The sequence below is a fragment of the Streptomyces lienomycini genome (assembly GCF_027947595.1).
Taxonomy (GTDB): domain Bacteria; phylum Actinomycetota; class Actinomycetes; order Streptomycetales; family Streptomycetaceae; genus Streptomyces; species Streptomyces lienomycini.
In genome coordinates this window covers 559,503-578,599 of record NZ_CP116257.1, presented here as the reverse complement: position 1 = coordinate 578,599, position 19,097 = coordinate 559,503, and the positions used below count along the sequence as shown (strand labels likewise).

At 72.7% G+C, this 19,097-nt stretch carries 18 protein-coding genes; 7 read left to right on the top strand and 11 right to left on the bottom strand.

Annotated elements, in window-relative coordinates:
• Nucleotides 1-12 precede the first annotated feature (12 nt).
• Complete coding sequence (locus tag BJ961_RS02785; RefSeq protein ID WP_271319730.1) at nt 13-1,008, top strand: helix-turn-helix transcriptional regulator; 996 nt, start codon at nt 13-15, stop codon at nt 1,006-1,008.
• A 42-nt stretch (nt 1,009-1,050) separates the two neighbouring features.
• Here the strand turns inward: BJ961_RS02785 and BJ961_RS02780 are convergent, their stop codons facing one another.
• Both BJ961_RS02780 and BJ961_RS02775 read right to left on the bottom strand, forming a co-directional pair.
• Entirely contained in the window at nt 1,051-1,413 is a 363-nt protein-coding gene (locus BJ961_RS02780) for a DoxX family protein (protein WP_271319729.1), read from the bottom strand.
• Entirely contained in the window at nt 1,410-1,925 is a 516-nt protein-coding gene (locus BJ961_RS02775; protein WP_271319728.1) for a cupin domain-containing protein, read from the bottom strand. Before BJ961_RS02775 ends, BJ961_RS02780 begins: the two co-directional genes overlap by 4 nt.
• Before the next feature lie 80 nt (nt 1,926-2,005).
• Here BJ961_RS02775 and BJ961_RS02770 point away from each other — a divergent pair, with 80 nt between their 5' ends.
• Entirely contained in the window at nt 2,006-2,890 is an 885-nt protein-coding gene (locus BJ961_RS02770) for a LysR family transcriptional regulator (RefSeq protein WP_271319727.1), read from the top strand.
• On the opposite strand, the gene BJ961_RS02765 is transcribed toward BJ961_RS02770, so the two are convergent.
• Nucleotides 2,887-4,830: a serine/threonine-protein kinase gene (locus tag BJ961_RS02765; protein WP_271319726.1), complete on the bottom strand. Its 1,944-nt coding sequence runs from the start codon at nt 4,828-4,830 to the stop codon at nt 2,887-2,889. The genes BJ961_RS02770 and BJ961_RS02765 overlap by 4 nt on opposite strands.
• Before the next feature lie 197 nt (nt 4,831-5,027).
• Between BJ961_RS02765 and BJ961_RS02760 the strand changes: the two genes are divergently transcribed.
• Nucleotides 5,028-5,630, top strand: a complete 603-nt coding sequence (locus tag BJ961_RS02760) for a TetR/AcrR family transcriptional regulator (RefSeq protein WP_271319725.1) — start codon at nt 5,028-5,030, stop codon at nt 5,628-5,630.
• A 176-nt stretch (nt 5,631-5,806) separates the two neighbouring features.
• Nucleotides 5,807-6,712, top strand: a complete 906-nt coding sequence (locus tag BJ961_RS02755; RefSeq protein WP_271319724.1) for an alpha/beta fold hydrolase — start codon at nt 5,807-5,809, stop codon at nt 6,710-6,712.
• On the opposite strand, the gene BJ961_RS02750 is transcribed toward BJ961_RS02755, so the two are convergent.
• Nucleotides 6,709-7,377, bottom strand: coding sequence for an O-methyltransferase (locus BJ961_RS02750; RefSeq protein ID WP_271319723.1), 669 nt, complete (start codon nt 7,375-7,377; stop codon nt 6,709-6,711). The genes BJ961_RS02755 and BJ961_RS02750 overlap by 4 nt on opposite strands.
• A 281-nt stretch (nt 7,378-7,658) precedes the next feature.
• Between BJ961_RS02750 and BJ961_RS02745 the strand changes: the two genes are divergently transcribed.
• On the top strand, nt 7,659-9,086 hold the full coding sequence (locus BJ961_RS02745; RefSeq protein ID WP_271319722.1) for a condensation domain-containing protein: 1,428 nt from the start codon (nt 7,659-7,661) through the stop codon (nt 9,084-9,086).
• Nucleotides 9,087-9,193: 107 nt separating this feature from the next.
• On the top strand, nt 9,194-10,159 hold the full coding sequence (locus tag BJ961_RS02740) for an SDR family NAD(P)-dependent oxidoreductase (RefSeq protein ID WP_271319721.1): 966 nt from the start codon (nt 9,194-9,196) through the stop codon (nt 10,157-10,159).
• Nucleotides 10,160-10,177: 18 nt separating this feature from the next.
• Here BJ961_RS02740 and ccsB read toward each other — a convergent pair whose 3' ends face one another.
• The 7 genes from ccsB to hemL form a co-directional block, all read right to left on the bottom strand.
• A complete protein-coding gene (ccsB, locus tag BJ961_RS02735; protein WP_271319720.1) occupies nt 10,178-11,314 on the bottom strand; it encodes a c-type cytochrome biogenesis protein CcsB in 1,137 nt (378 codons plus the stop codon).
• Nucleotides 11,311-13,068: a cytochrome c biogenesis protein ResB gene (gene resB / locus BJ961_RS02730; RefSeq protein ID WP_271319719.1), complete on the bottom strand. Its 1,758-nt coding sequence runs from the start codon at nt 13,066-13,068 to the stop codon at nt 11,311-11,313. Before resB ends, ccsB begins: the two co-directional genes overlap by 4 nt.
• 3 nt (nt 13,069-13,071) lie before the next feature.
• On the bottom strand, nt 13,072-13,845 hold the full coding sequence (locus BJ961_RS02725; protein WP_271319718.1) for a cytochrome c biogenesis CcdA family protein: 774 nt from the start codon (nt 13,843-13,845) through the stop codon (nt 13,072-13,074).
• Between the two features lies 1 nt (nt 13,846).
• On the bottom strand, nt 13,847-14,506 hold the full coding sequence (locus tag BJ961_RS02720) for a TlpA family protein disulfide reductase (RefSeq protein ID WP_271319717.1): 660 nt from the start codon (nt 14,504-14,506) through the stop codon (nt 13,847-13,849).
• A gap of 66 nt (nt 14,507-14,572) precedes the next feature.
• The gene (locus tag BJ961_RS02715) at nt 14,573-15,892 is read right to left on the bottom strand and encodes a polysaccharide deacetylase family protein (RefSeq protein ID WP_271319716.1); all 1,320 of its coding nucleotides are present in this window, start codon (nt 15,890-15,892) and stop codon (nt 14,573-14,575) included.
• A 195-nt stretch (nt 15,893-16,087) separates the two neighbouring features.
• Nucleotides 16,088-16,777: a histidine phosphatase family protein gene (locus BJ961_RS02710; RefSeq protein WP_271319715.1), complete on the bottom strand. Its 690-nt coding sequence runs from the start codon at nt 16,775-16,777 to the stop codon at nt 16,088-16,090.
• Nucleotides 16,774-18,090, bottom strand: a complete 1,317-nt coding sequence (gene hemL, locus BJ961_RS02705; protein WP_271319714.1) for a glutamate-1-semialdehyde 2,1-aminomutase — start codon at nt 18,088-18,090, stop codon at nt 16,774-16,776. Before hemL ends, BJ961_RS02710 begins: the two co-directional genes overlap by 4 nt.
• Nucleotides 18,091-18,631: 541 nt before the next feature.
• Between hemL and BJ961_RS02700 the strand changes: the two genes are divergently transcribed.
• Complete coding sequence (locus tag BJ961_RS02700; RefSeq protein ID WP_003974483.1) at nt 18,632-19,069, top strand: hypothetical protein; 438 nt, start codon at nt 18,632-18,634, stop codon at nt 19,067-19,069.
• Nucleotides 19,070-19,097: the final 28 nt, after the last annotated feature.

The window sequence follows — 19,097 nt, the reverse complement described above, 5'->3', positions numbered from 1 at the left end:
AGACTTGGGCGCATGTCCCGTCCCGTGTCCCGTGTGCTCGCCCTGCTCGAACTGCTCCAGACGGGCGGCGTCCGGACCGTGGCCGAACTCGCCGACCGGCTCGACGTGGGCGAGCGCACGGTGCGCCGCTACGTCGATCACCTCGTCGACCTCGACATCCCCGTGGAGTCGGTGCGCGGCCGCTACGGCGGCTACCGGCTCGCCCCGGGCCACCGGATGCCGCCGCTCATGCTGACCGACGACGAGGCGCTCGCCGTCCTGCTGGGCCTGGTCGCCGGGCGGCGGACGGGGCTCACGTCGGCGGCCGGCACGGCGGGCGAGACGGCGGCGGCGAAGGTGCGGCGGGTGCTGCCGAAGCGCCTGCGCCACCGGATGGACGCCGTACTCGGCTCCGTCACCTTCACGTCCGCGCCCACCGAGTCGGCCGCCCCCGAGGCCGCCGTGCTCCTTCCGATCGCCGACGCGGTGCGGCATCACCGGCCGGTGTCGGTCCGGTACACCGGCGGCCGCGACGGGGGCGGGGCAGGCGAACGCACCCTGTACCCGTACGGGCTCGTCGCCCACGCGGGCCGGTGGTACGTGACGGGCAGGGACCTGTCGGTCGGCGCGGAGCGGACGTTCCGGCTGGACCGCGTCGCCGACGCGAGGATCCTGCCGGGCTCCTTCGAGCCGCCGCCCGGACCCGACCCGGCGGAGCGCGTGCTGACGACGCTGGCCACGGCTCCGTACCGGCACGAGGTGACGGTACGGGTCCGGGGGGCCGCCGGGGAGGTCCGCGCCCGGCTGCCGCGCGGCGTGGCGGTCGTGGCCGAGGAGCCTTCCCGGGGCGGCGCCGAGCCCTGGTGCCGGGTGGAGATGCGCGCCGAACGCCTCGACTGGCTGCCGGGCGTGCTCGCCGGCGTGGACCGCCCCTTCGTCGTCGAGCGGCCGGACGAGCTGCGCGGTCTGGTCGAGGACCTCGCGCGCCGGCTCCTGGACGCGGCCCGTGCCACCCCGCCGCGCGACTGACGACGGGACACCGGCGGCGGGCCCCGGGCGGCCGGCGCCGGGTCAGGGCCGGGCCGCGGCGAGCCAGACGGTGACGGCCGCGGTGGCCAGGAGGGTGAGGTTGAGGGCCACCCGGCGGTCCCCGAGGCGCAGATGGACACCCGTCGCGCCGATCTGCAGGACGACGAACCCGACGGCCGCCGCCGTGGCCGACCAGGGCGCGACGCCGGTCAGCGGGGGCAGGACGAGTCCGGCCGCGCCGAGCACCTCGACCACCCCGACGGCGCGGACGGCGGGCATCGGCACGCTGTCCACCCAGGCCATCATCGGCCGCAGCCGCTCACGGCTGCGCACCGCCTTCACCGCGCCCGAGTAGAGGGAGAAGGCGGCGAGGAGTCCGGCGACGATCCAGTACGCGGCGTTCACGACCCGGCTCCCCGCGGGCGGGCGAAGTCGGTGGCGGGCTCGGTGGCGTAGCGGCGCATGGTGCGGACGCCGTCCTCCGGGGTGGGGGTCCGGCCGTCGGCGTACAGGTCCCGCAGGTCGTGGAAGTAGCGGACGTACAGGTCCGGGGTGAACGTGCTGAGCATGACGGCCGGTTCGCCGGTGGTGTTGGCGAAGGTGTGCGGGGCGCCGGGCGGGACCATGACGAGCGTGCCGGCGCCCGCGTCGATGTCCTCCTCCCCGACGGTGAACCGCACGGTGCCGGAGACGACGTAGAAGCCCTCGTCGTGCCGGGCGTGGCGGTGCTGGGGCGGTCCGGGGGTGTGCGGGGCGAGGACGGACTCGGCCATGCCGAGGCGGTGGCCGGTGTGGGTGCCGTCCTCCAGGACGCGCATGCGGGTGGTGCCCAGGAGGATCGTCTCGCCGTCGTCCGGGCCGACCACGGACACGGCGGGATCCGTGCCCGGCTTGCTGTGCTGCGGTTCGTCGGTCATGACCCGATTCCACCGCCGGGGCGCCGGGAGCGTCCAAGACCTGTTCCGCACGCTCGATACCGTCCGGGTATCGTCGCAGGATGGACCGGTTGGAGCTGCGTGCGCTGCGCTACTTCGTGGCGGTCGCCGAGGAGCTCCACTTCGGGCGGGCGGCGGTGCGGCTGCACATGAGCCAGCCGCCGCTGAGCCGGGCGGTCAGGGCGCTGGAGTCGGAACTCGGCGCGACGCTGTTCCACCGGACCTCCGCGGGCGTCACGCTCACCGCGGCGGGGGCGGTGCTGCTCGACGAGGCGCGTGCCCTGCTCGACCGCGCCGACCGGGTCCGCACCCGCGTCGCCGCCGCGGCCGGTACCGCGAGCCTCACCGTCGGCATCCTCGGCGACAGCACCGACCCGGACGTGGTGCGGCTGGCCGACGCCTACCGCGGGCGGCACCCGCACGTCGAGGTCACCGTCCGCGAGACCGACCTGACCGACCCCACCTGCGGACTGCACGCCGGACTGGTCGACGTGGCGCTCACCCGCGGCCCCTTCGACCCGACCGGCCTGACCACGCACGAGCTGCGCGCCGACCCGGTGGGGGCGCTGCTGCGGGCCGACGACCCGCTGGCCGGCCGCGCGTGCCTGGCACCGGCCGAGCTGGCCGACCGCCGCTGGTTCCGCTTCCCGGCGGGCACGGACCCCCGGTGGCAGGCGTACTGGAGCGGCGGGGAGCCGCGGCGCGGGCCGGTGGTGCGCACCGTACGGGAGTGCCGGCAGGCCGTCCTGTGGAACGGCACGGTCGGCATGACCCTCGTCGGCCACGTGCCCGCGGAGGGGCTCGCCGTGGTGCCGCTGACCGGCCTGCCGCCGAGCCCCCTGCTGGTGGCCTGGCACCGGGCCGACCCGAACCCGCTGATCCGCTCGTTCGTCCGGATCGCGATCGGCGCGTACGGCGGCCGCCCCCGGTTCCGCGGGCCCCGCTAGGTCCGCGTCCAGCGTTGTGACGCCGTCCCGGAGGAGCAGGTCTGCGCCCTGACGTCGCCGTCGCCGGCGAGGGCCAGGCATCCGTCGTTGAAGACGCTGCTCAGCAGCCCGCCCGAGCCGGTGCGCCACAGCTGCGAGGACCCGAAACCCGTGCCGCAGCTCCCGACCTCCGGGATCTGGCCGAAGAAGACCGCCGTCAGGCACTGGCCCGAGGAGGTGTTGACGATGTTCACGGCGCCGTCGGACGCGCTCCTGAAAGACCAGGTGGCCGACGCCGACGCGCAGGACCCCGTGTCCGCCCACCCGTTGGCGGACAGGACCAGGCACTTGCCGTTCCCGCCGTTCTTGAGCGCGAACGTGCCCGGCGCGGGGGCGCCGGTGTCCCCGGAGCCGGAACCCGAGCCGGACCCGGACCCGGAACCAGACCCGGACCCCGAACCGGACCCGGACGACGAACCGGCGGACACGGACGAACCGCCGGCGCCGTTCGCCCCGGACCCAGCGCCCGAGCCGCCCGAGCCGCCGGAGCCTCCGCCGCCACCCGATCCCCCGGCTCCCCCGGACCCGGCGTCCGAGCCGGAGCCGGCCGCACCGGCCGCGGCCCCCGCACCGGGCCGGACCGCTCCCGCGCCGCCCTCGTCGCCGGTGTCGGCGTCGTCCTTCCCGCCCTTGCCGTCCGTCGGCGACCCCGAGGGGCTCGGTGTCGGCCGTCCGGTCGCCGACGCCGAGGGCGTTCCCGTCGGGGCGGCGGGCGCGGAGGCGGACAGGGAGGGCGGTGCGGTGTCCGCCTCCGCCTTGTCGTGGGAGCCGTAGGGCATGAGCTGGACGGCGAGCGTCGCCCCCGTCGCCAGCACGACCGGGACGACACCGAGGAGGACGCGGGTACGGCGCCGGTCCGCACGCCGTTTCGGTTCCCGGCCCGGGGCGGTCGCGGACCCGGGTCCGGAAGCGGGCTCGCTCCCGGACCCGGGCTCCGGGTCGGACTCGGGTTCGGCTTCGGGTTCGGGCAGGTCCGCCGCGTCCGGCAACGTCCGGGCGAACGCCGCCCGTTCGGCCAGCAGCGCGGTGACGGACTCCGGCCACAGCGGCGCCTCGAAGGGGCCGTGCCGTTCGGCGGTCCTGACCAGGTCCGCCGCGCTCGGCCGGCCCTCGTAGTCCTTGTCCAGGCAGGCCGTGACCACCTCGGCGAGGTCCGGGTCCAGCCGGTTCACGGCGTCGAGGTCCGGTTCCTCGTGCACGATGCGGTAGAGCACGGCGGGCGCCGACTCGTCGCCGAAGGGCGGTCGCCCGTTCGCCGCGTAGGCGAGCACCGAGCCGAGCGCGAAGACGTCGACGGCGCCGTCCGAACCGCGCGCCCCCGAGGCCTGTTCGGGCGACATGTAGGCGGGCGTGCCCACCACCATGCCGGTCCTGGTCACCTGGCTCTGCTCGGCGGCCCGGGCCACCCCGAAGTCGATGAGCGTCAGACCGTCCAGGGTCAGCATCACGTTGGACGGCTTGAGGTCCCGGTGCACCATGTCCAGCGCGTGCACCGCCGCCAGCCCCTTGGCGGCCTCCCGCAGGACGAGCCACAGGGCGTCGGCGGGCAGCGGGCCGCCGTGCGCCTCCAGCGCCTCGGCCAGGGTGAGCCCCGGGACGTAGGCGGTGGCGAACCACGGCGGCCGGGCGTCCCGGTCCCCCGCGAGCAGCGGCGCGGTGGCGTCCTCGGGCAGCCGCGCGAGGTTGTCCAGCTCGTGCCCGAACCGGCGCAGGAAGTCCCTGTCCTCGGCGACGATCGAGGGCAGGAGCTGCTTGACGGCCGCGTACCGGCCCTCGTGGACGCCGAGGTAGACGCGGCCCATGCCGCCGGCGCCCAGGCGTCCGACCAGCGGGATCGGTCCGATCCGGCGCGGGTCCTCGTCCTCCAGTGGCTCGGCACCGCTGCCGTTCAGTTCCCACACGTCTGCCTCGTCCCCCCGTTGTCCCGACGGCCCGGGACCCGCGGCCCGCCCGCTCCCCTCCGGATTCCGGGCGGACGCGCGCGTCCCGCGGGAGACAGTGTGAGCCAGACGGACCTAGAATTGGAAGAAGCTTCTAGAAATTTGTTCTAGAAGAGAGAATCGGGCAACACCCCGAAGAACGACGGAAGCGCCTACCCATGAGCCCCAAACAGCACCGCGGCGAGGTCACCTCGGACCTCCTCCTGGACGCCGCGCTCCGCCTCTACACGGAGTCGGGCGAGCAGGGCGTCACCGTCACCGCCGTCACCCGGACCAGCGGGGTCAGCCTCGGCAGCCTCTACCACCACTTCGGCAGCCTCGACGGCCTGCTCACGGCCCTGACCGAGCGCTGGACCGGACGGCTCCTCGGCCACCTGGTCACCGCGCTGACCGGTACCGACACCGCCCGCGAGGGGGTGCGGGCCGTGGTCGGCGCCTACCTCGCCTTCGTCCGCGACCACCCCGGCGCGGCGCTCCTCGTCCACTCCCCCAGCGCCGACCGCCGCCTGATGGCGCGGGGCCAGGACATCCGCGACGCACAGGAACCGTCCGTCTCGGCGATGGCCCGGTGGATCCAGCCCCGTATCGAAGCGGGCGAAGTGGCCCCGCTGCCCTTGCCGTTGCTGGAAACCCTGGTCCTGGGTCCGGTCGTCGCCGTGGCCCGGCGCCGGCTCTCCGGGATCCGGGACGTCGACCTGGACGAGGCCGCGCGGGTGCTGCCGGAGCGGATCTGGCGGTCGATCAGCGCGGACGGGGCGTAGGGCCGTCGGGCCTGTCCCCCGGGGGAGCTACGGACAGGTGTCCACCGCGGGGTGACGATCGTGGACCGCGGGATCCATAGAGTTCTCATCAGTCGCCGCCGAACACAACGGGCCGACCGAGAGAGATCCCCCCACCACCGCGTCCCTACCCCACCCTTGTCTGCTGGAGGCCCCCCATGTTCCGCACCCTCGCCAAGGCGACCGCCGCGATCGCCGTCGTCTGCACCGTGGCCGGCGCGGGACTCGTCCTCCACGAGGAGTACGGCGAGGACGGCTCCGACGCGAAGGACACCGCCGCCTCCGCGGGGGCCTCGTTCACCGGTACGAAGAAGATCGACGTCGACGGCCACACGGTCAACGTCTCCTGCTCCGGCCAGTCGGACGCGGACCAGCCCCTGGTGATGCTGATGGCCGGCGGCGGCGAGGGCCTGGACAACATGGCGGCGTTGCAGAAGTCGCTGAGCAGGACGGACCGGGTCTGCTCCTACGACCGCCTCGGCGAGGGCAAGAGCGACAAGCCCGCCCCCGACGCCCTGCAGACCGTCAACGACACCGGAGTACTGCTCACCAAGCTCCTCGACCGTCTCGCGGGCGACCGCCCCGTCGTCCTGGCAGGCCACTCCCTGGGCGGCTACATCGCCGCCCGCTACACCCCCGAGCACACCGACCGCGTCAAGGGCCTGGTCCTCCTCGACGCCACCATCCCTCATCTCACCCGCGACATGAACCGCACCATCCCCTCCGACGCCACCGGCATGGCGCCCCAGGTCCGGGACGGCGCCCTCGCGGCCAACAAGGGCCAGAACCCGGAGCGGTTCGTCATCGCCGACGGACCGGTCCACTCCGCCGGGGACATCCCCGTCGAGATCCTCAAGCACGAGTCCCAGTACGCCGAGGTCCCCGAGTACGGGCCCGCCCTGGAGACGATGTGGGCCAAGGGCCAGCAGGAGTGGGCGCAGCTCTCCACCGACGCCGAGCTCACCACCGCCAAGGGCAGCGGCCACTACATCCACACCGACCGCCCCGACCTCGCCCTCGATGCCGTCAAGAAGGTCACCCACCGCGCGGCGCAGGCCGGTTAGGACCCGCCCCCTCGAACCGGCCCTGGGCCGTGGCTTCCCCCGCCACGGCCCAGGGCCTCGACCCGTTCCGCCGCGTACCGCGTGCCGACGACCACGCTGAGGTCCGGGGCGAGGCGGAGTTCGGTGGAGTGCAGGGAGGGGTGGTTCAGCCAGTGCAGGCGGGCATGGTCGGGGGTGCCGTCGTGGCGGGGCGGCCAGGTGGTGGCGGGGGTGAAGTCGTCGACCACCAGGGTGCCGCCGGGGGTGAGGAGACGGACGGGGTCCGCGGCGCCGTCGCCCTTGGCCTGGCCGCCGCCGTCGAGTACCAGCAGGTCGTACGGGCCGTGTTCCGCTACGCGCCGCCAGTCGCCGTGGAGGATCTCGACGCGCGGGTGGTCGCGGAAGACCTCGCGGGCGGTGCGGGCCCGCTCGGGATCCCGTTCGACGCTGGTGAGCCGGGTTCCCGGGGGTGCGCCGGAGGCGAGCCAGGCCAGTCCCACGCCGCAGCCGGTTCCCGTCTCGGCGATGGAGTGGGCCGCGCCGGCGGCGAGTACCCGGAGCAGGCGGCCCTGTTCGGGACGGCACGAGAAGGCGAAGCCGTGCGCGCGGGCCGCCGCCACGGCCCGTACGACCAGCGGCGGCAGCGTGGCGTCGTCCCGGTGGGCATCGGTCCCCTGAAGCGACATGCCCCGCATTATGGCCGCCGGGCCGCGCGGGACCCCCTCTGTCCCTGCGACCGTGAGCACTTGGCGGTCAACTGTCCTCGGCCCGCTCAACTGAGCGCCACGATGACAGTTGACGCCCGATTGTTCGCGCTTTGTGAGGACACCCCCCTCCCGCAGCCGGGGGCGTATCGGCGTTCGAGAGGCCATCCGTTTCGTTGAACAGTGCCGACACACCAGGTGCGCGGTCGCGGAGACGGCATTCCCTTGGTCGGGTCTGTTACACCTGCGAACGGAGACCCCTCGTGCGAATGACCGACATCCAGCGCTGCGAGATCCGGCCCGGGCGCCTCGTCGAGTGGACGCTCAGTCCACGGACGCTCGACATCGCGGCGGAGCTGCCCGAGGACACGCGGCCGCCCGCGTACATCCAGGAGTCGCACCTCCGCACCGCCCGGTCGGTGCGCGAGGACGGGCTGTTCGTGCCGACCTGGCTCGGCGCGGCCTTCGACATCCCGGGCCCGGTCGACCTCGACGTGCTCCAGGAGGCGCTGCGCGCCTGGACCCTGCGGCACGAGACGCTGCGCAGCGGCTTCCGGTGGGGCGGCGCGGACGGGGAGGAGGTGCGGCGCTTCACACTCGCTCCGGACGCCGTGTCCCTGCACCGCGAGGACGTCGGTCACTTCCCGGACGCGACGGACCTCGCCCGCCACCTCCAGGACCGGTTCGACCGGGTCGCGGACGCGCTGCGCTGGCCCAACCTCATCTACACGGCCGTCGTCCGCGACGACGGCGTCAGCGTCTACATGGCCTTCGACCACAGCAACGTCGACGCCTACTCCATCTACCGCATCCCCGCCGAGGTCTGCGAGTTGTACGCCGCCGGTGCGGCGGGCCGGACCGTGCCGCAGCCGCGGGTCGGCTCCTACGTCGACTTCTGCGAGGCCGAACGGGCGGACGCGGACCGGATCGACGGCGGCCACGACATCGTCTCCCGCTGGCGGGAGTTCATCCGGCGCTGTGACGGACGGCTGCCGTCCTTCCCCGTCGACCTCGGTGTGGAGCCGGGCGGACCGCTGCCCGAACAGCGGTTGCTGCGCGAGCCGTTGGTGGACGCGGCGGACGCCGCCGCCTTCGAGGCGTACTGCCGCCCCTTCGGCGGCAGCCTCGTCGGTGTGCTGGCCGCGACCGCCCTGATCGTCCACGAGATCGGCGGCGAGTCCGTCTACCGCACGGTCGTGCCGTTCCACACCCGTTCGCGCTCCCAGTGGTCGGAGTCCGTCGGCTGGTACGTCGGCGGCGCACCGATCGAGGTCCCGGTGGACCGGGCGCAGGACTTCCGCAGCGCCCTCGCCGCCGTCCGCGCCGAACTCCAGGCCAACCGGCGGCTGTCCCGGATGCCGATCGACCGGGTGCTGCGCCTGCTCGGCACGGACTTCCGGCCGACCTCGCCCGACCTGTACTCGATCGTGTCGTACGTCGACGCGCGCGGCGTCCCCGGCTCCGGTCACTGGCCGGACCAGACGGCGTACGCGCTGCTGCGGGTCTCGTACGGCGACCAGGTGTGCGCGTGGGTCACCCGGCTGCCGGAGGGCCTGTGGTTCGCGAGCCGGTACCCGGACACCGACGTGGCGCACAAGAACCTGCGGCTCTACGTGGAGCGGCTGCGGGACGTCGTGACGGGCGTCGCCCGGCCCGGGCAGGGCGGGAGCGGTGATCTGTCGGCGGTGTAGGGGGCCTGTCGGCGTCCTGTCGGCCACACCTGTGATCTTGGCGGAGTCGGCGTCACCGTCCGGGTGCGCCGCCCGAGCACAGCCCGAGCGCAGAGGAGCCCGCCGTCATGTCTTCCACACCCCCGAACCGTCCGTGGGACGTTCGCCGACTGCCCGCCGCCGCGGACCGGACCTTCCTGGTCACCGGGGGCAACGCCGGGATCGGCTACTTCGTCGCGGAGCAGCTGGCCGCCACCGGCGCCGTCGTGGTGCTCGGCAGCCGGGACCCCCGGAAGGCCGAAGCCGCCGCGGAGTCGATCGGCACCCGGGTGCCCGGCGCCCGGGTCAGGCACCTGCGGCTGGACCTCGCCGACCTGGCGTCGCTCCGGCCCGCGGTGGAACGGCTGGACGTGGAGCGCCTCGACGCCGTGGTCCACAACGCGGGCGTCGCGCTGGACGACCCGCCCCGGCGGGAGACCGGTGCGGGGCACGAGCTGATGTTCGGGACCAACCACCTCGGTCACTTCGCGCTGACCCGGTGGCTGGCCCCACTGCTGTCCGCCGCGCCGGCCGCCCGGATCGTGACCGTGGGGAGCTTCGCGGCGCGGTCGGAACGGCTCGACCCGGACGACCTGGAGTCCGCCCGGGACTACCGGCCCAAGCGCGCCTACGGGCGGTCCAAGCTCGCGCAGATGGTCTTCGGCTTCGCACTCGACCGGCGGCTGCGTGCCGCCGGGAGCAGCGTGTCGAGCGTGGTGGCGCACCCCGGGGGCGCGCTCGACTCCCTCACCCCGGCCCGTCCGCCGGTCCACACCACGACCGCGGGCCGGCGGCTGCGCGGCCTGCCCGCCGCGCTGCTGGTGCAGGGCAAGGAGGCGGGCGCGTGGCCGGTCGTACGGGCGGTCCTGGACCCGCGGGTGGAGGGCGGGCAGTTGTGGGGGCCGCGGTTCTTCGGGCTGCGCGGTGCTCCGCGGCCCGAACCGGTCCCGGCCCACATGTCCGACGCCGGTACGGCCGCCCGTCTGTGGGCCGCCTCCTGCGACCTGACCGGCGTGGAACCCCACCTGGGGCTCCTGCCGGCCGGCCGGACGTGACGGACCCGGTTCAGGAACTCAGAAACCGACGGACTGGAGGGCGCCCAGGCCCACGTCCGCGTAGGAGTGCTTGCCGGAGACGAAGATGTTGACGCCGTAGTAGTTGAACAGCCAGCAGCCGAAGGCGACCAGGGCCAGGTAGGCGGCCTTGCGGCCCTTCCAGCCGGCGGTGGCGCGGGCGTGCAGGTAGCAGGCGTAGGCGACCCAGGTGATGAAGGACCAGGTCTCCTTGGGGTCCCAGCCCCAGTAGCGGCCCCAGGCGTCGCCCGCCCAGATCGCGCCCGCGATGATCGTGAACGTCCACAGCGGGAAGACGGCGGCGTTGACGCGGTAGGCGAACTTGTCGAGGGAGGCGGCGGCGGGCAGCCGGTCCAGGACCGAGTCGGCGAAGCGGCCGGGCTTGCCGCCGGAGGCGAGCTTGTTCTCGTAGCTGTCCTTGAAGAGGTACAGGATGGTGGAGACCGCGCCGACGTAGAAGACCGCGCCGCAGAAGATCGCCGTGGAGACGTGGATGTACAGCCAGTACGAGTGCAGCGCCGGGACGAGCTGGTCGCTGGCGGTGTAGAGGACCGTGACGGCGAGGCCGAGGTCGAGCAGGACCGTGGTGATCAGGGGCAGGCCCAGCCAGCGGACGTTCTTCTTCAGGACGAGCAGTGCGAGGTACACGCCGACGGCGACCGTCGTGAACGTGATGTTGAACTCGTACATGTTGCCCCACGGCGCCCGCTCCACCGACAGGGCGCGGGTGAGGACGCCGCCCGCCTCGACGGCGAAGGCGAGGAGGGTGAGCGAGATGGCGATCCGCCCGTACAGGTCGCCCTGCTCGGTGCCGCCGTGCGCGCCGGGCCCGTCGGGCACGTCGCGGGAGCCGGACGCGGCGCGTACGACGACCGCGGGGCGCTCCAGCACCGCGGTGCCGCCCCCCTTGCTGACGGTGACGGCCGGACCGGCCTTGGCCTCCTTCGCGCCGCTCGTGGCGGTGAGCGCGGCGGCGGTACGGCCGACCTTGCTGCGGCTGCCGAAGAGCCACTCGGCGATGTACGCGAAGAAGGCCAGTGTGTAGACGGCCATCGATGAGTAGATCAGCGTGTTGCTGACGTTCGCGAGGTTCTCGTTGGTCGCGGCGGCCAACTCGGTTGCGGCGGCGAGAGTCACTTCTCAGCCCCTTCGGCAGGTACGACGTGGGTGTCGGGGGAATCGGGGGTGTCGTCGTTCTCGGACGCGTCGGGGGCGGTGGGGGCATCGGGGCCGGCGGGGGCCCGGTCGTACAGGGCTCCGGCGAGGTCACCGAGTTCCTCGGGGACCTTCGCGGACTCGCTGCGGCCGAGGCCCGCCATCTCCACGACGGTGACGCCGTCGGCGCCCCGCACGGCCCGTACCCAGACGCGGCGGCGCTGGATGAACAGGGAGCCGGCCAGGCCGAGGATGGCGACGACGGCACCGCCGAGCGCCCAGCCGCTCGCGGGCTGCCGCGTGACCTGGAAGCCGGCCCACTCCTGGATGCCGTCGAAGGTGACCGAGCCGGCGCCGTTCGGGAGGGTCATGGTGTCGCCGACCTTGAGCTGCTTCTTGAACAGCTTGCCGTCGGAGCCCTTGAACTCCTCCAGGTTGGTCTTGTCGAGCTGGTAGATGCTCTGCGCGAAGCCCGCGTCGACGCCGAGGTCGCCGTGGTAGGCGGAGAGCGCGAGCATCGGGTTGATCAGCGCCGGGAAGGTGGAGAGCATCGTGCTGCCCTCGCCGCCGTAGGTGGGCAGGAAGAACGCGTTGAAGCCGAGCTGTTCCTTCTCGCCCTTGGCGTTGCGGTAGCCGTCCATGACCTTGACGGCGCCGGAGGAGGTGACGTTGGAGTCCAGCGGCAGCAGGGCCGTGGCCTCCTTGTCCATCACGACGTTGCCCTTGGCGTCCTTGACGGTGAGGATCGGGGCGTAGCCGTGGCTGACGAGGTAGACCTTGGAGCCGTCGATGCTCAGCGGCTTGTTGACCTCGACGGTCTTCGTCTTCTCGGCGCCGTAGGCGCCCTCCCGGTAGGTGACGCGGGCCTCGTAGACGCGCGGGGTGCCGCGGTTGGGGCCGGTGGCCTCGTAGGTGCCGCGGAAGTCCTTCAGGGAGAAGCTGAAGGGCGACAGGTCGTGGTCCGGGTCGAAGAGGTTGCCGGACTTGAAGTCGTCGTACTGGGTGAGGGTGTTGGAGAAGCCGCTGCCTTCCAGGACCAGCTTGTTGCCCTCGTACTTGAACAGCTGGCCCCAGGCGAAGGCGATCAGCATCACGATCAGCGCGACGTGGAAGGCGAGGTTGCCGACCTCCCGGAGGTAGCCCTTCTCGGCCGCGACGGCGTCGCCGACGGCGTCCGCGCGGAAGCGGCGCTTCTTCAGCAGCGTCCGCGCGGCCTCGCGGACCTCCTCGGGTTCGGCGCCGGTGCGCCAGGTGGTGTAGGCGGGCAGCCGGTCCAGGCGCCGGGGGGCGCGGGGCGGGCGGCCGCGGAGCTGGCCGACGAACTGCCAGGTGCGCGGGACGATGCAGCCGATGAGGGAGACGAACAGCAGGATGTAGATCGCGGAGAACCACACCGAGCTGTAGACGTGGAAGAGGCCGAGCTTGTCGTAGACCGGGCCCAGGAGGTCGTGGGCCTCGCGGAACTCCTCGACCTTCATGGCGTCGACGCCGTCCTGCGGGATCAGCGACCCCGGGATCGCGCCCAGCGACAGCAGCAGGAGCAGCAGCAGCGCGACCCGCATCGAGGTGAGCTGGCGCCAGAACCAGCGGACCCAGCCGACCACGCCGAGCGAGGGAAGGCTCGGGGCCTCCTCCTTGGGGGCGGTGGACAGCTGGGAGCCCGCGGCGCCGAGGTCCTGGTCGTCGCCGTCGGCCTGCGGCTGCGTGCCGGGGGTGGTGTTCGAGGTGGTGCTCATCGGTCAGATCCCCACAATGAAGCCGTTGGACCAGGTCTGCATGGACTGCATGATGCTGTCCCACACGCCGGTCAGCAGCAGCAGGCCGGTCGCGATCATCATGACGCCGCCGATGCGCATCACCCAGACATAGTGCCGCTTGACCCAGCCGAAGGCGCCGAGCGCCTTGCGGAAGGCGACGGCGGCCAGGACGAAGGGGACGCCGAGGCCGAGACAGTAGGCGACGGTGAGTACGGCCCCGCGGCCGGCGGTTCCCTGGTCGGCGGAGAGCGCCAGCACGGAGGCGAGGGTCGGGCCGATGCAGGGGGTCCAGCCGATGCCGAACAGCGCGCCGAGTATCGGGGCGCCGACCAGGCCGTTCACGGGCTTCTTGTGGAAGCGGAACTCGCGCTGGGTGAGCCAGGGCATCAGGCCCATGAAGAAGACGCCCATGACGATCATGAACGCGCCCAGGACGTCGGTCAGCACGCCCCGGCTCTCCTGGAGCGTCTGACCGAAGTAGCCGAAGAGCGCGCCGCTGGAGACGAAGACGGCGGTGAAGCCGAGGACGAAGAGTGAGGCGCCGGCGACCATGCGTCCGCGCCGGGCCTCGCCGAGGTCGGTGCCGGTGACTCCGGTCACGTAGGAGAGGTAGCCGGGGACGAGAGGCAGGACGCAGGGGGAGAAGAAGGAGACGAGGCCGCCGAGCAGGGCGATGGGCAGGGCGACGAGCAGGGCGCCGTTGAGCACCGTGCCGTTGTAGCCCGCCTCCTCGGCGAGGGTGATCACCGCGGACACGTCACTTCTCCGACGTGCCGGAGTCGGCGGATCCGTCGGCGAGGTACGGGTCGAGCATCTTGCGCAGCTTCTCCTCGCTGAGTGCCTGGAGGGTGCGCGCGGCGACCTTGCCGTCCCGGTCGATGACGAGCGTCGAGGGGATCGCCTGCGGGTTCAGGGTGCCCTTCTCGAAGCGGAGCAGCAGCCGGCCCGCCGGGTCGTACAGGCTCGGGTAGGTGATCCCGTAGTCCTTCTCGAAGGCACGGGCCGGGCCGGTGGAGGTGTCGCGGGTGTTGATGCCGACGAACTGGACGCCCTGGTCCTTGGTGTCGTTGTAGACCTTCTCCAGGTTCTTGGCCTCGGCGCGGCAGGGTCCGCACCAGGAGCCCCAGATGTTGAGGACGACGATCTTGCCCTGGTAGTCGGCGACGTCGACCTGCCCGCCGTCGACGGTCTCACCGGACAGGTCGGGGGCGTCGGCGCGCTCCCCCTTCTTCGCGGTGGCGATGCCGTCCGGGCCGGTGATGAAGCCCGTCTGGCCGCCGCCGCCCGAGGTGCCGCCGGAGCTGCACGCGGAGACGAGCAGTGCCGCGGCGACGGCGCCGACGGCGAGGACGGCACGGCGTCGGGCGCGGGCGACGGTGCGGATCGAGCGCAGGGGGGCGCGGCTGGCGGCACTCATGTGAAAAGTTTCGCATGTCCGTTCCGGGGATCTTGCGCACCCCCCTCACGGGCGGAAACCCGCATATCAGGCGGTGTTCGCGGACGCTCCCGAAGTCCCCGCGGACGCCCCGGAGGAGGCCGGTGCCTCCTTGAGGAAGGCGTTCCAGCCACCGGCCGGCTGCTGCCCGACCTCGACGGTGCGCAGCTTGGCGAGCACCTCCGGCTTCTGCACGTCCAGCCAGTCGGTGAACTGGCGGAAGGAGACGAGCCGGATGTCCCCGCCCTTCTCCTTCTCCCGCGCGATGTGCTTGAGGGCGTTCTCGACGGCGTCCATGTAGATGCCGCCGTTCCACTCCTCGAAGTGGTTGCCGACGAAGAAGGGGGCCCGGTTCGACTCGTACGCCCGCTTGAAGCCGGATATGTACGCGTTCGTGGCCTGTTCGCGCCAGCCCGGGTAGTTGTGCGCGGGGGCCTTGGTGGAGTTGACCGACTGGTTGGCGAGGATGTTGTAGTCCATCGAGAGGACCTCGAAGGAGTGGCCGGGGAACGGTATCTGCTGCAGCGGCAGGTCCCAGACGCCGTCCTTCTTCACCGGCCACACCTGGCGGCCGCCGGGCGAGGAGGCGTCGTAGCGCCAGCCCAGCTTTCGGGCGGTGGGCAGCAGCTTGTCCTGGCCGAGCAGGCAGGGTGTGCGGCCGCCGACGAGTTCCTTGTCGTAGTCGAAGGGCAGGGACGGCAGGTCGGTCCAGCCGCTGTTGGTCCGCCACTCCTTCACGAAGGACTTCGCCTGGTCGATCTCGCTGCGCCACTGCGCGGACGTCCAGTTGCCGACGCTGCCGCCGCCCCCGCAGAAGTGGCCGTTGAAGTGCGTGCCGATCTCGTGCCCGTCGAGCCAGGCCCGGCGGACGTTGGTGAGCGTCGCCTTGATGTGCTCGTCGGTGAGGTAGCCGATGTCGGAGGCGCCGCGCGGGTTGTTCGGCGGGTCGTAGAGGCGCTTCTTCGACTCGGGCAGCAGGTACAGGCCCGAGAGGAAGAACGTCATGTGCGCGTCGTGCTCCTGGGCGAGGTCCAGGAAGCGCGGGAAGAGCCCGTTGCCGACCTCGCCGGCGCCGTCCCAGGAGAAGACGACGAACTGCGGCGGCGTCTGGCCGGGTTCCAGCGGCACGGGGGCGTCCGGCTGGTGCGGCTGCTTGCCGGTGTACGACGTGGAGCCGTCACCGATGGGCTTCGCCGGGGCCTTGCCGCTGCCGGAGGGCGACGGCTTTCCGGAGTCGCCGGCCTGGTGCGAGCCGCTCGGCGAGGAGTCGGAACCGGTGCCGCAGCCCGCGAGTCCGACCGCCGCCGCGGCCCCCGCGCCGAGTCCGAGCATCCCCCTGCGGGTGAGAGTGCGGTTGGTAGTGCGCATCGCAACCTCGTTCGTCGCGTCCTTGGGTGGTCACTAGGTGAGAGGACGCGACGAACGAGCGGGTTCCGGAAATTTGTGCGGGTTCGGTAACAGGCGGCACTGCCGGTCGGGCCGTACCACCGTCGTACCTCGGTACGACGGTCGGACCGGCAGGCCGCCCGTCGGACCGGTACGACGGTCGGACCGGTACGGCCGTCAGGCCCCGTACGCCTTCCCCTGCCCCTTCACGGGCTTGGCGCCCGCGAGGAGGTGGGCCGGGACGAGGTCGCGGGCGGGCTCGGTGTAGCCGACGGAGACGATCCGGTCACCCCGGTAGGTGAACGTCGTCAGGGACGCCAGCGTGCACTGCCGCTTGCGCGGGTCGTGCCACAGCCGCCGCCGCTCGACGTAGGACCGCAGGATCCAGATCGGCAGCTGGTGGCTGACGACCACGGCCTCGTGGCCGCGGGCCCGGTCCCGGGCGGCGTCCAGCGCGCCCTTCATCCGCACGACCTGGTCGACGTACGGCTCGCCCCAGGACGGCTTGAACGGGTTGACCACGTGCTTCCAGTTGGCGGGCCGGCGCAGCGCGCCGTCGCCGATGCCGAAGGTCTTGCCCTGGAAGACGTTGTCGGCCTCGATGAGCCGCGCGTCGGTGTCCAGGTCGAGGCCGTGCGTCTTGGCGATCGGTGTCGCCGTCTCCTGCGCCCGCTCCAGCGGGGACGCCACGACGTACGTCACGTCGCGCGGGGCGAGGTGCTCGGCGACCCGGTCGGCCATGCGCCGGCCCAGGTCGGAGAGGTGGTAGCCGGGGAGCCGTCCGTAGAGGACACCGGTGGGGTTCTCGACCTCGCCGTGCCGCATGACGTGGACGACGGTCAGCTCGTCGCTGTTCTCGTGGCTCATGCCGTCGCCTCCGCCGCCGCGCGGGCCGCCGCCGGGAGGGCGTCGGCGATGCGCTGGACGGCCCGCTCGTCGTGGGCGGTGGACACGAACCAGGACTCGAAGGAGGACGGCGGCAGGTAGACGCCGTTCGAGAGGAGGGAGTGGAAGAAGGCGGTGTAGCGGAAGGACTCCTGCGCCTTGGCGTCCTCGTAGTCGACGACCGGCCGGTCGGTGAAGAACACGGAGAACATGTTGGAGGCGCTCTGCACCGTGTGCGCGACGCCCTCCTTGGCGAGCGCCTCGGTCACCAGCCCCTGGATCCGCGCGGACACGGCGTCGACGGTCTCGTACGCCGCGTCGTCGAGGAGCCGCAGCTGGGCGAGCCCGGCGGCGGTGGCGACCGGGTTCCCGGAGAGGGTGCCGGCCTGGTAGACGGGACCGGCCGGGGCCAGGTGGGCCATGACGTCGGCGCGTCCACCGAAGGCGGCCGCGGGGAACCCGCCCCCCATCACCTTCCCGAAGGTCATCAGGTCGGGGACGACCCCCTCCACCCCGTACCACCCGGCGCGGCTGGTCCGGAACCCGGTCATGACCTCGTCGGAGACGAACAGCGCGCCGTTGGCGGCACAGGCGTCCTTGAGTCCCTGGTTGAAGCCGGGCAGCGGCGGTACGACGCCCATGTTGCCGGGCGACGCCTCGGTGATCACGCAGGCGATCTCGCCGGGGTGGGCGGCGAAGGCGGCGTGCACGGCCTCCAGGTCGTTGTACGGCAGCACGATCGTGTCGCTCGCCTGGGCGCCGGTGACGCCGGGGGTGTCGGGCAGCGCGAACGTGGCGACGCCGGAACCGGCGGCGGCGAGCAGGGAGTCGACGTGACCGTGGTAGCACCCGGCGAACTTGATCACCTTGGTGCGCCGCGTGAACCCGCGCGCGAGCCGGATGGCGGACATGGTCGCCTCGGTCCCGCTCGACACGAGCCGGACCTCCTCCAGCGGCGCGACCCGCTCCACCATCGCCTCGGCGAGCGCGACCTCGCCCTCGGCGGGAGTGCCGAAGGACGTACCGCGCGCGACGGCCTCCTGCACGGCGGCGATCACCTCGGGGTGCGCGTGCCCGAGGATCATCGGACCCCAGGAGCAGACGAGGTCGACGTACTCCCGCCCGTCCGCGTCCGTCAGGTACGGACCGGTGCCGGACACCATGAACCGGGGCGTGCCGCCGACGGCGCGGAAGGCGCGCACCGGGGAGTTCACGCCGCCGGGCGTGACGGCCGCGGCGCGGTCGAACAGAGCCTGCGAGGCCGGTGCTTCGTATGGATATGCCAGTTCGCTCATGACCTGCGACTTCTCCGACCTTCTCGACCTTCTCCGACGTATCGGACTCTGCTCGACCCCTTGCTCAGCCCTTGCCCGGCCCTTACTCGGCCCGCGCCCGGTCTCTGGTTGCCCAGGGTGACCTCACAAGGGTAGACAACCGCCCCGATCGCCGTGCCGTCTGCCAGACTGGAGCCCATCCACGCAGCTCACCAGGGCGGCGCGGACGGGGCTGCCGACCGTCCAGCGGACATATGAACGGACATATGTTTCACCGCACGTTTCGGCGAGCGGCCGTGGGGGAGGTCACTGACACGATGATCGGGTTGCGCGGCGGGGGCCACGCGTCCTAGAAAAGCAGTCGGGTGGAGATATGCATCGCGGTGGCGGACTGGGCGAGGGGACCGACGACCTGGGTCCTCGACGTGCCCGGCGGGGAAGGCACCGGCGCGAGGCGGAGGAAGCGTCCGAAGCACGTCAGACACGCGGCACACCGAGCGAGCCCGACCGGCTCGACCGGCGGACCGACCGGCTGGGGGCGGGGAGCAGGAATGGTGGTCGGGTGGGGGTGACCTACAAGTACTTCGGAGCGCCCGACGGCGCGACCGCGGCCCGCGTCCCGATCTCCATGCGCCCCGAGGAACTGGGCGGCGACGAGCTCGGGATGAACGGCATGTTCACCAAGATCAAGCCCGAGACCATGGCCGCGATGGTCCTCACCGGCATCGAGGGCGTCCCCCTGCACAAGGTGCCCCCACTCGAACTCGTCGTCCTGCACCCCGACTACGCGGTCGTGAAACTCCCGATGACCGTCGTCGACCCCCTGCGCGGCATCGGCGAGGAGGCGGTCGGCGCGGCCGCCTTCATCTGGTCCACGGTCCCGGACCGGGGCGGCCCGCGGGACGCGTTCAACGTGTACCAGCTGCTGCACGAGTGGCAGGACTTCAGCCACCGACTGCATGAGGCGGGGCATCAGCCGTACTGCCTGGTGTGGCCCTGAGCTGGGGTTTCGTAGGGGTCGGGCGGGG

Bases quoted from the DNA above. Each gene is read 5' to 3' on its own strand.
- BJ961_RS02785 (WP_271319730.1), top strand. From the start codon at position 13: ATGTCCCGTCCCGTGTCCCGTGTGCTCGCCCTGCTCGAACTGCTCCAG.
- BJ961_RS02775 (WP_271319728.1), bottom strand. From the start codon at position 1,925: ATGACCGACGAACCGCAGCACAGCAAGCCGGGCACGGATCCCGCCGTG.
- BJ961_RS02770 (WP_271319727.1), top strand. From the start codon at position 2,006: ATGGACCGGTTGGAGCTGCGTGCGCTGCGCTACTTCGTGGCGGTCGCC.
- BJ961_RS02760 (WP_271319725.1), top strand. From the start codon at position 5,028: ATGAGCCCCAAACAGCACCGCGGCGAGGTCACCTCGGACCTCCTCCTG.
- BJ961_RS02755 (WP_271319724.1), top strand. From the start codon at position 5,807: ATGTTCCGCACCCTCGCCAAGGCGACCGCCGCGATCGCCGTCGTCTGC.
- BJ961_RS02750 (WP_271319723.1), bottom strand. From the start codon at position 7,377: ATGTCGCTTCAGGGGACCGATGCCCACCGGGACGACGCCACGCTGCCG.
- BJ961_RS02740 (WP_271319721.1), top strand. From the start codon at position 9,194: ATGTCTTCCACACCCCCGAACCGTCCGTGGGACGTTCGCCGACTGCCC.
- resB (WP_271319719.1), bottom strand. From the start codon at position 13,068: ATGAGCACCACCTCGAACACCACCCCCGGCACGCAGCCGCAGGCCGAC.
- BJ961_RS02720 (WP_271319717.1), bottom strand. From the start codon at position 14,506: ATGAGTGCCGCCAGCCGCGCCCCCCTGCGCTCGATCCGCACCGTCGCC.
- BJ961_RS02715 (WP_271319716.1), bottom strand. From the start codon at position 15,892: ATGCGCACTACCAACCGCACTCTCACCCGCAGGGGGATGCTCGGACTC.
- BJ961_RS02710 (WP_271319715.1), bottom strand. From the start codon at position 16,777: ATGAGCCACGAGAACAGCGACGAGCTGACCGTCGTCCACGTCATGCGG.
- hemL (WP_271319714.1), bottom strand. From the start codon at position 18,090: ATGAGCGAACTGGCATATCCATACGAAGCACCGGCCTCGCAGGCTCTG.